This window comes from Streptomyces sp. NPDC127117 (assembly GCF_042677325.1).
In the GTDB taxonomy this organism is placed as follows: Bacteria; Actinomycetota; Actinomycetes; order Streptomycetales; family Streptomycetaceae; genus Streptomyces.
Genome location: NZ_JBHXTM010000111.1, coordinates 1 through 10,889, shown reverse-complemented (window position 1 = coordinate 10,889; position 10,889 = coordinate 1). Strand labels below are relative to the sequence as shown.

General features: G+C 73.0%; 2 protein-coding genes. Both read right to left on the bottom strand.

The features are described 5' to 3' along the window. Positions 1-8,634, bottom strand: an 8,634-nt coding sequence (locus tag ACFVH0_RS40000) for a type I polyketide synthase (RefSeq protein WP_385828351.1), incomplete at its 3' end; no start/stop codon positions are given. Positions 8,635-8,659: 25 nt separating this feature from the next. Continuing rightward, the coding region (locus ACFVH0_RS39995; protein ID WP_385828350.1) for an SDR family NAD(P)-dependent oxidoreductase at positions 8,660-10,889 on the bottom strand (2,230 nt) is incomplete at its 5' end.

The following is a 10,889-nucleotide window of genomic DNA, read 5'->3' as shown; positions in this document are numbered from 1 at the left end:
CGGATGCTCGGACTGCGCCGAACGCACCAGCCCCCACACCGCAGCCGCACCAAGATCCGAAACCTCACCCACCGCACCACGCGTCACCACCACCAGGCGCGCGTTCGCGTCCCGGTCGGCGGCAAGCCACTCCTGCACCTGCGCCAGAACCTCGGCGACGGTCGCGTGCACGCCCGATACGACATCGGCGTCCGCTTCGATGGCAGGCACGACCAGAACATCGAACTCCGGTGTGTCCTGCGCGGCCTGAGCGGCACCGGTCGCCACCGGGATCCACTCCAACCGGAAGAGCGAGTCGGCGTTGTCGCTCTGCGCGGCGCCGTCCAACTGCTGTGCGGTGACCGGACGCAGGACCAGGGATTCGATCCGCCCCACCGGCGAACCGGTTCCGTCGGCCAGGTCGAGCGAGACCGTGCCGTCGTTGGCGGTGATCCGGGCCCGCAGTACGGGGGAGCCCACCGCGAACAGGCTCACGCCCGTCCACGCGAACGGCAGCCCCGGACCGTCGAGACCGGCCAGGCCACCGCCGACACCGATGGCGTGCAGGGCGGAATCGAGCAGCGCCGGGTGCAGACCGAACCGGCCGGCCTGCTCGACGGCCTCCTCCGGCAACGCGACCTCGGCGAACAGCTCTCCGCCGCGCCGCCACACGGCCCGCAGGCCCTGGAAGACGGGGCCGTAGCCGTAGCCGATCTCGGTCATGGAGTCGTACATGCCGTCGACCGGCACCGCCTCGGCGTCACGCGGCGGCCATTCGGTCGGCTCCGCGCCCGGGACGAGGGTCTCGGCAGCCACGACACCGGAGGCGTGCAGCGTCCACGTCTCGTCCTCGGCACCCGCGGGGGCCGAGTGGACGGTGACCTGGCGCCGTCCGTCCGCGTCCGCCGTGCCCACGACGACCTGAAGCATCATGGCGCCGCGCTCGGGCAGAACGAGCGGAGCCTGCAGGGTGAGCTCTTCCAGGGCCCCGCAGCCGATGCGCTCACCCGCGTGGAGCGCGATCTCGACGAACGCGGTGCCGGGCAGCAGGACGGAGCCGAAGATCGCGTGGTCGGCGAGCCACGGGTGCGAGTCCAGCGACAACCGGCTCGTCAGTACGAGTCCGTCGCCGTCGGCGAGAAGCACCTCGGCCCCCAGCAGCGGGTGCTCGGCGTTGTGCAGACCGAATCCGGTGACATCACCGTTCAGCCCGGGCACGACCTCCGGCCAGTAGTGCTGGTGCTGGAAGGCGTAGGTGGGCAGGTCGACGTACTGGGCGCCGGTGTTCGCGTAGTACGCGGCCCAGTCGATACGGGTGCCTCGGACGTGCAGCTCCGCCACGGCGGTGGTGAGCGCGTCGGGTTCGGTGCGGTTCTTGCGCAGGGCGGGTACGAAGGCGGCGTCCTCGGTGACGCAGGACTGGCCCATCGCGGAGAGGACTCCGCCGGGGCCGAGTTCGAGGTAGGTGGTGACGCCCTGTGCTTCGAGGTGGCGTACTCCGTCGAGGAAGCGAACAGCCTGGCGGACGTGGTCCACCCAGTAGTCGGCCGTCAGCAGCTCCTCACCAGCAATTTCACCGGTCAGGTTGGAGACGATGGGGAGCTTCGGTGCGTGGAAGGTCAGGTTCTCCGCCACTGCCTTGAACTCGGTCAGCATGGGTTCCATGCGCGGTGAGTGGAAGGCGTGGCTGACGCGGAGCCGCTTCGTCTTCTCGAAGCCGGACGCGATGGCGAGTACGGCATCCTCGTCGCCCGATATCACCACGGAGTCCGGGCCGTTCAGGGCTGCGATGGAGACGCCGTCGGTGAGCAGCGGCAGGACCTCCGCCTCCGTGGCCTGGATGGCGACCATCGCCCCACCCGTGGGCAGGGCCTGCATCAGACGGCCCCGGGCGGCGACCAACGCCGCCGCATCCTCCAGGGACCAGACACCCGCGACATGCGCGGCGGCCAGCTCACCGATCGAGTGCCCCAGCAGGAAGTCCGGGGTCACGCCCCAGTGCTCCAGCAGCCGGAACAGCGCCACCTCGATGGCGAACAGCCCGGCCTGGGTGTACACGGTCTGGTCGATCAGCTCCGACCCACCGAACACCACCTCCCTGACCGGCTGGTCGAGATGCCGGTCGAGTTCGGCGCAGACCGCGTCGAAGGCATCGGCGAACACGGGGTAGGTGTCGTACAGCTCCTGGCCCATCCCGGCCCGCTGCGAACCCTGACCCGAGAACAGGAACGCCGAACGACCGGAGCCCGCGACACCCCGCACCACACCCGCAGCCGACCGCCCCTCGGCAACCGCGCGCAGCAACGCCTCACGGTCCTCACCCACCACCACCGCACGGTGCTCGAAAGCCGCACGCGTCGAGACCAGTGACCAGCCGACGTCCAGCGGGGAGACACCGTCCACCAGGCCGAGCAGCCGCTCGGCCTGACCGGCCAGCGCCTCCTCCGACTTCGCGGAAAGCACCCACGGCACCACCGGCAGAGCAACCCCGGCAACCGGCGTTTCAACAGGCTCTTCCTGCGCCTGCTCCAGGATCACATGCGCGTTCGTCCCGCTGATCCCGAACGACGACACACCCGCCCGACGCGGACGACCACCCACCTCCGGCCACTCCCGCGCCTCCGCCAACAACTCCACCGCACCCGCCGACCAGTCCACCTTCGACGAAGGCGCATCGACGTGCAGGGTCTGCGGGAGTACGCCATGGCGCATCGCCATGACCATCTTGATCACACCGCCGACGCCGGAAGCGGCGGCCGCGTGGCCGATGTTCGACTTGATCGAGCCGAGCCAGAGCGGCCGGCCCTCCGGGCGGTCCTGCCCGTACGTGGCGAGCAGCGCCTGGGCCTCGATCGGGTCGCCCAGCTTCGTACCGGTGCCGTGCGCCTCCACGGTGTCCACGTCGGCCGTGTTCAGGCCGGAGTTGGCCAGGGCCTGGCGGATGACCCGCTGCTGCGACGGGCCGTTCGGGGCGGTCAGGCCGTTGGACGCGCCGTCCTGGTTGACGGCGGAGCCACGGATGACCGCGAGCACCTGGTGACCGTTGCGGCGTGCCTCGGAGAGCCGCTCCACGAGGAGTACGCCGACGCCCTCGGACCAGCCGGTGCCGTCCGCGTCGTCGGAGAACGACTTGCAGCGGCCGTCGGTGGCCAGGCCGCGCTGGCGGCTGAACTCCACGAATCCCGTCGGGGTCGCCATCAGGGCGACACCTCCGGCCACGGCCATCGTGCACTCGCCCGAGCGCAGCGACTGGGCCGCGAGGTGCAGGGCGACCAGGGACGACGAGCAGGCCGTGTCGACCGTCACTGCCGGGCCCTCCAGGCCCAGGATGTAGGAGACGCGGCCGGAGAGCACGCTGGTGGCCATGCCGGTGAGCAGGTGGCCCTCGGTGCCGGTGCCCTCGGCGGTGCGGCCGAGATCGGCGCCGTAACCGGAGGCGGAGGCGCCGGCGAAGACGCCGATGCGGTGGCCGCGTACCGATCCGGCGTCGATGCCGGCCCGCTCGAAGACCTCCCAGGACGCCTCCAGCATCAGCCGCTGCTGGGGGTCCATCGCCAGGGCCTCGCGCGGCGAGATCCCGAAGAAGTCCGCGTCGAAGCCCGGGGCGTCGTGGAGGAACCCGCCGTCGCGCACGTACGAGGTGCCGTGCGCCTCGGGGTCCGGGTCGTAGAGCGCGTCGAGGTCCCAGCCGCGGTTCGTGGGGAAGGCGCTGATGCCGTCGCCGCCGGAGGCGACGAGCTGCCAAAGGTCCTCCGGGCCGGCCACGCCGCCCGGGAAACGGCAGGCCATGCCGACGATGGCGATCGGCTCGTCGTCGTCGCCCGCGCCCGCCACGGCCGCGGCGTCCCCGCCGGGAAGCGTGCCGGTCACGAGGAGTTCGGACTCGATGAAGCGGGCCAGCGCGGTCGGGTTGGGGTGGTCGAACACCAGGGTGCTGGGCAGCCGTACGCCGGTCTCCTGGACCAGCCGGTTGCGCAGGTCGACCGCGGTGAGGGAGTCGAAGCCCAGGTCACGGAAGGCGCGGTCGGGGCGGATCTCGTCGACGGTGCCGTGGCCGAGCACCGCGGCCGCTCCGGTCCGTACGAGTTCCATGAGCAGCGCCGTGCGGTCGGCCGGGGACAGTCCCGTCAGCCGGTCGCGCAGCCGGGTCCGGCTGTCGTGCGCCTCGCCGCCGGACGCGGCGTCCGCGGATCCACCGTCGGCGAGGGCGAGGGCTTCCGGAAGGTCGCCGAGCAGCGGTCGCGGGCGGGTCGCGGTGAACGCGGGCAGGAAACGGTCCCAGTCGACATCGGCGACGGCCACATGGGTGTCGTCGTGGTCGAGGGCGTGCTTGAGCGCGCCGATGGCGTGCTCGGGGGGCATGGTGCGGATGCCGCGCCGGGCCAGCCGCTCGCCCTCGCGGCCGTCGGCGAGTCCGCCGCCGCCCCATGCGCCCCAGGAGACCGAGGTCGCGGCGGCACCGCGTGCGCGGCGCCGCTGGGCGAGCGTGTCGAGATAGGTGTTGCCGGTGGCGTAGGCGCCCTGGCCGCGACTGCCCCAGACGCTGGAGATGGAGGAGAACAGGACGAACGCGTCGATCTCGTCGTCCTGGTCGCGGAGCAGCGCGTCGAGGTGGGCGGCACCGGCCGCCTTGGCCCGTATCTCGTCCCCGAACGTACCGAGGTCGATGTCGGTCAGCGGGGTGTCGCTGGCGATGCCGGCGGTGTGGAACACCGAGCGCAGGGCCGGGCCGCCGTCCGTCCGTACGGACTCCAGCAGCGCCGCCAGGGCCTCCCGGTCGGAGACGTCGCAGGCGACGACGGTCGTCGGGGCACCCAACGCGCCGAGTTCCGCGGCCAGTTCGGCCGCGCCGGGGGCCTCGGGGCCGCGCCGGCTGGTCAGGACGATCCGCTCGGCGCCGTTCGCGGCGAGCCAGCGGGCGGTGTGCGCGCCCAGGGCGCCGGTACCGCCGGTGATCAGGGCAGTGCCGCGCGGGACGAACGCGGGGCGCCCTGCCGGGGCGGCGCTGCGCGGGTCGTGGGCGAGACGGCGTACGAACAGGCCGGAGGAACGCAGCGCGATCTGGTCCTCGGCACCGTCGGTGAGGGCCGCGCAGAGCCGGTCGGCGGCGCGCTCGTCGAGCTCGGCGGGCAGGTCGATCAGACCGCCCCAGCGCTCGCCGTGTTCCAGCCCGATGACCCGGCCGAGGCCCCACAGCGGTGCCTGCGCGGGCTGGTCGAGGGACTCGGAGCGGCCGATGGTGACCGCGCCGTGGGTGGCGATCCACAGCGGGGCGTCGAGTCCGGCGTCACCGAGCGCCTGGGCGAGGAGCACGGTCGCACGGGTACCGGAGGGGACGGAGCCGGCGGCGAACGCGTCGTCGGAGTCGTCCGCGGCGAGCGCCAGCAGCGAGAGCACACCGGCCGGACCGCCTTCCCCCTCCGCGTGCCCGGCCAGAAGGTCGGCGAGCGAAGCGCGGTCCAGGCCCTCGGGGTCGACGTCGATCACGGTCACCGAGGCGCCCCGGTCCCGGAGCGCCTCCGTCACCCGGTCGGCGAGCGCCCCGTACCCGGTCCGGACGGGCGTCAGGACCAGCCAGTCGCCCACCGGGGGAGCCTGGTCGGGCGTGGCGGCCGGCTTCCAGTCGATGCGGTGGCGCAGCCCGTCGACGATGTCGAGATCGCGGTTGCGGCGACGCCACGCGGCCAGCGCGGGCAGCGCGGCGGCCAGCGGGTCGACGTCCACGGGACGCATGGCGTCGGCGAGGGCGGTGAGGTCCTCTCGCTCCACCGCTTCCCAGAAACGGGCCTCGTTGCGGAAGGTGGCCAGCACCTCGGCCGCGTCCTGCGCGGCGGTCGGGGTCGGCCAGAAGCGCTGTCGCTGGAAGGCGTACGTCGGAAGGTCCACCCGGCGGCTGCCCGTACCGGCGTAGAAGGACGCCCAGTCCACGGCGGTGCCCCGGACGTGCAGCGCGGCCAGCGCGGCGGTGATCGCGTGGGGCTCGGGCCGGTCCTTGCGCAGGGCGGCCACGAAGGAGACGGAGCCGGAGTCGGCGACGCCCGCATTTCCTCCCGCGCCCGCCGCCGGTTCCGCGTCGGTGATGCTGTCCTGGCCCATGGCGGTCAGCACGCCGCCCGGTCCGAGTTCGAGGAACGCGGTGACGCCCTGGCCGACGAGGGTCCGCACACCCTGCGAGAAGCGGACGGCCTCGCGGACGTGGCGCACCCAGTAGCCGGGGTCGCGGACATCCTGTGAACGGAGCATGCGGCCGGTCACGTTGGAGACGACCGACAGCCGGGGCGGGTGGAACGTCAGACTCTCCGCGACCCGGCGGAACTCGTCGAGCATGGGCTCCATGAGCGGCGAGTGGAAGGCATGGCTGACCTGGAGCCGCCGCGTCTTGCGGCCCTGCTCACCGAGGACGGCGGCGACTGCGAGCACGGCCCCCTCGGCGCCCGAGATCACCACGGAGCGCGGCCCGTTGACCGCGGCCACCGACACATCCGTACGACCGTCGAGAAGCCCGGCCACCTCTTCCTCGGTGGCCTGCACGGACACCATCGCGCCGCCCGCGGGCAGCGCCTGCATGAGCCGGCCGCGGGCGGCGACCAGCGCGCACGCGTCATCGAGAGTGAGCACCCCCGCCACATGGGCGGCCGTGATCTCGCCGACCGAGTGCCCGAGCAGGTGATCCGGGGTGATGCCCCAGGAGCTGACCAGGCGGAACAGGGCCACCTCGACGGCGAACAGCCCCGCCTGCGTGTACACGGTGGCATCGAGCAGCGCCGCCTCGGCGCTGCCCGGCTCCGAGAACACGACCTCGCGCACGGGCAGGTCGACATGCCCGGTCAGGTGCCGGTCGAGCTGGGCGCACACCGCGTCGAACGCCTCGGCGTACACCGGGTACGCCTTGTACAGGTCCCGGCCCATACCCGGACGCTGCGAGCCCTGCCCGGAGAACATCAGGCCGAGCCGGCCCGGCACCGCCAGGCCACGCACCGCGCCCGGCGCGTTCTCGCCCCGGGCCAGCGCCCGCAGGCCGTCCAGCAAGGCGTCCCGGTCCTCGCCCAGCACGACGGCCCGGTGCTCCAGCGCCGACCGCCCGGTGGCCAGCGAGAAGCCCAGGTCGAGCACGCGGTGCCCGGCATCCCCGGCACCGTCCGCCGTGAGATGCGTCAACAGCCGGTCCGCCTGGGCCGCGAGGCCCTGCGCCGACGCACCGGACACGAGCCACGGGTGCATGGCAACCGACAAGCCCGCCGGACCCGTCTCCGCGTCATCCGGGGCGGACACCGGCTCGGGCGCCTGCTCGACGATGATGTGCGCGTTGGTGCCGCTCACACCGAAGGACGACACGGCGGCCCGGCGCGGCCGGCCGGTCTCCGGCCAGGCACGCGCCTCGGTGAGCAGCTCCACCTCGCCCGCCGCCCAGTCGACGTGCGGGGTCGGCTCGTCCACGTGCAGCGTGCGCGGCAGCACTCCGTGACGGAGCGCCATGACCATCTTGATCACACCGGCCACGCCCGAAGCGGCCTGCGCGTGACCCATGTTGGACTTCATCGAGCCGAGCCACAGCGGCTGCCCGGCCGAGCGCTCCTGCCCGTACGTGTCCACCAGGGCCTGCGCCTCGATCGGGTCACCCAGCACGGTGCCCGTGCCGTGCGCCTCGACCGCGTCGACCTCCGCCGACGCCAGGTCCGCGTTGGCCAGGGCCTGGCGGATGACCCGCTGCTGTGCCGTGCCGTTCGGGGCGGTCAGACCGTTGGACGCACCGTCCTGGTTGACCCCCGTACCGCGCACGACGGCCAGCACCCGGTGGCCGTTGCGCACCGCGTCGGAGAGCCGCTCGACGAGCAGCACACCGACACCCTCGGCCCATCCGGTGCCGTCGGCGGCAGCGGCGAAGGACTTGCAGCGCCCGTCGACGGCGAGCCCGCCCTGCTTGCTGAACTCGGAGTACGCCTCGGGCACCGCCATCACGGCGACACCACCGGCGAGCGCGAGTTCGCACTCGCCGGACCGCAGCGCCTGGACGGCCATGTGGAGTGCGACCAGCGACGACGAGCAGGCCGTGTCGACCGTCACCGCCGGGCCCTCCAGCCCGAGGGTGTACGAGACCCGGCCGGAGACCACACTGCCCGCCGTGCCGGTCAGGAAGTAGCCCTCGACGTTCTCGGACGCGTTCTGCAGCTTGTTCTCGTACCCGGAGACCGCCGCCCCGGCGAACACACCGGTACGGGTGCCGCGCAGCGCCGACGGAGCGACCCCGGCCCGCTCGACCGCCTCCCAGGCAGCCTCCAGCAGGAGCCGCTGCTGCGGATCCATGGCGAGCGCCTCGCGCGGCGAGATCCCGAAGAACCCGGCGTCGAACTCGGCGGCATCGGGGACGAACCCGCCCTCGTACGCCCCCGAGCCCGCCGGACTGGTCGCGTACAGGGCGTCGATGTCCCACCCCCGGTCGGCCGGGAAGGGGCCCACCGCGTCGCGGCCCTCGTCCACCAGCCGCCACAGATCCTCGGGGCTCGCGACACCGCCGGGGTACCGGCAGCTCATACCGATGATCGCAATGGGCTCCCGGGCCGCCTCGGTGATCCGGGCGTTCTCCTTCCGCAGCCGCTCGGTCTCCTTGACCGACGCCCGCAGAGCCTCAAGAACCTTGTCCGCCGAAGTAGCCATCATGCACTCCACATTTCGCACGTCATCATGAGCCGTTGTCTCCCAGAGCCAGCTGGATCAGGCTTTCGGCGTCCATGTCGTCAATCGAGTCGTCTGCTGCCACGGCCGGGGCCGGAGCTGCTGTCGGAACGGGCGCCGGCTCCACGGCGCCGGTGCTCACCGGCAGGTCGAACTTGGTCCGCAGGAAAGCGGCGAGCACCACAGGGGTCGGGTGGTCGAAGACCAGCGCGGCGGGCAGCCGCAGACCCGTGGCCCGGGTGATCCGGTTCCTCAGGTCCACCGCGGTCAGCGAGTCGAAGCCGAGGGTCCGGAAGGGCCTGTCGGGCCGTACGTCGGAGGGCCCGGCCAGACCGAGCACCGCCGCCGCGTGATCCCGTACCAGTTCGAGCAGCGTGTACTCCTGCTCGGGACCGGGCAGTTCGGCGAGTTCGGCACGGAGCGCGGCCGCCGCGTCCTGCCCGGCGCCCCGACCGTCGTCCGCCTCCGCGGCATCCTCCGGCCGCACCGCACCGCGCACCTCCGGCAGATCACCGATCAGCGCACTCGGGCGCAGCCCGGTGAACGCCGGGGCGAAGTCCCGCCAGTCGATGTCGGCGACGACGACCGCCGTCTCCCCGTGCTCGACGGCCTGCCACATCGCGGACACCGCGAGCTCCGGTGCCATCGCCGCCAGACCGAGGCCGCTGAGCGCGCCCCCGACACCGGCACCGCCGGCCAGCCCGTCGCCCTCCCACCAGCCCCAGGAAACGGACGTCGCGGACCGGCCCAGGGACCGGCGCCGGTGGGCCAACGCGTCGAGGGACGCGTTCGCCGCCGCGTACGCCGAGTGCCGGGCATTGCCCCACACCCCGGAGATCGAGGAGAAGAGGACGAAGGCGTCCACGGAATCACCCAGCGCCTCGTCCAGGTGCAGGGCACCGTTGACCTTGCCGGACAGGACGGTCGCGTATGCGGCCGCATCCGTGTCCTGCACGGCCGCCGTGTCGTCCACGCCCGCCGTGTGGAAGACGCTGCCCACCGGGCGGCCCTCCGCCCGCAGCCGCTCCACGAGCGCGTCGACCTGGTCCCGGTCGGCCACGTCACAGGCCACGACCGACGCGGAGGCACCGGCCAGGGCCAGCTCCTCGACCAGCTCGGCCGCTCCCGGACTCTCCGGACCTCGGCGGCTCGTCAACACGATGTGCTCGGCACCCTCGGCGGCCAGCCGACGGGCGACATGCCCGCCGACGGCACCGGTGCCGCCGGTGATCAGCACGGAGCCACGGGGCTCGAAACGACGTACGACCTCACCGAGCGAAGCCCGGCCGATCCGGCGGGCGAAGACGCCCTCGCCGCGCACCGCGACCTGATCCTCGGCCCCGTAACCGCCGGACAGCACAGCGCACATCCGCTCCGCCACCGATGCGTCGCCCCCTTCCGCCGCCGCGTCGGGCAGGTCGATGAGACCGCCCCAACTTCCCGGCGCCTCAAGGGCGATGGCCTGGCCCATGCCCCACAGCTGTGCCTGCACCGGACTGCTTGCCGGATCGCCGTAACCGGTCCGTCCAATCTGGACGCCGCCACTGGTGAGGCACCACAGCGGTGCTCGCACGGCGGTGTCGTCCAGAGCCTGTACGAGGGCGAGTGTGCGGGCGGTCGCGGCCGGAAGCTCCGTCCCCGGAGCCGGTCCGGCACTCCCGTCCAGCGCCAGCAGCGACAACGCACCCGTGCACGTGGACGCGTCCACGTCATCGAGGGCCGTCAGCGCCTTGGCGATCCCCGCCCGGTCGCTCTGCTGCTCGGTGAGCACCAACGGCACCACCCGGGCGCCCCGTTCGGCCAGCTGCCGGGAGCAGTCGGCCACCAGCGCGCCGCCGGCCAGCGCCTCGGGCACGACCAGCAGCCACGCACCGGACAGAGCATCGGGGGCACCCGGGGAGACCAACGGCTTCCAGGTGATCCGGTACCGCCACGAGTCCAGCGTGCTCAGAGCGGTGGCGGTCCGCCGCCAACCGGCCAGCGCCGGCAGTACCGCACTCAGCGGCCCGGCATCGACACCGCCCAGCTGCCGGGCGAGCGCCTCGGCGTCACCGCCCTCGACGGCCTTCCAGAACTCCGCTTCCGCGGTGGACTGCTCAGCCGTCACGGAGATGGCCGCGGCGGCCTCGGGCTCGTCCTTGAGCCAGTAGTGGGTGCGTTGGAAGGCGTAGGTGGGGAGGGTGGTGCGGGTGGCGCCGGTGTTGGTGAAGACGGTTGTCCAGTCGATGGTGGTGCCG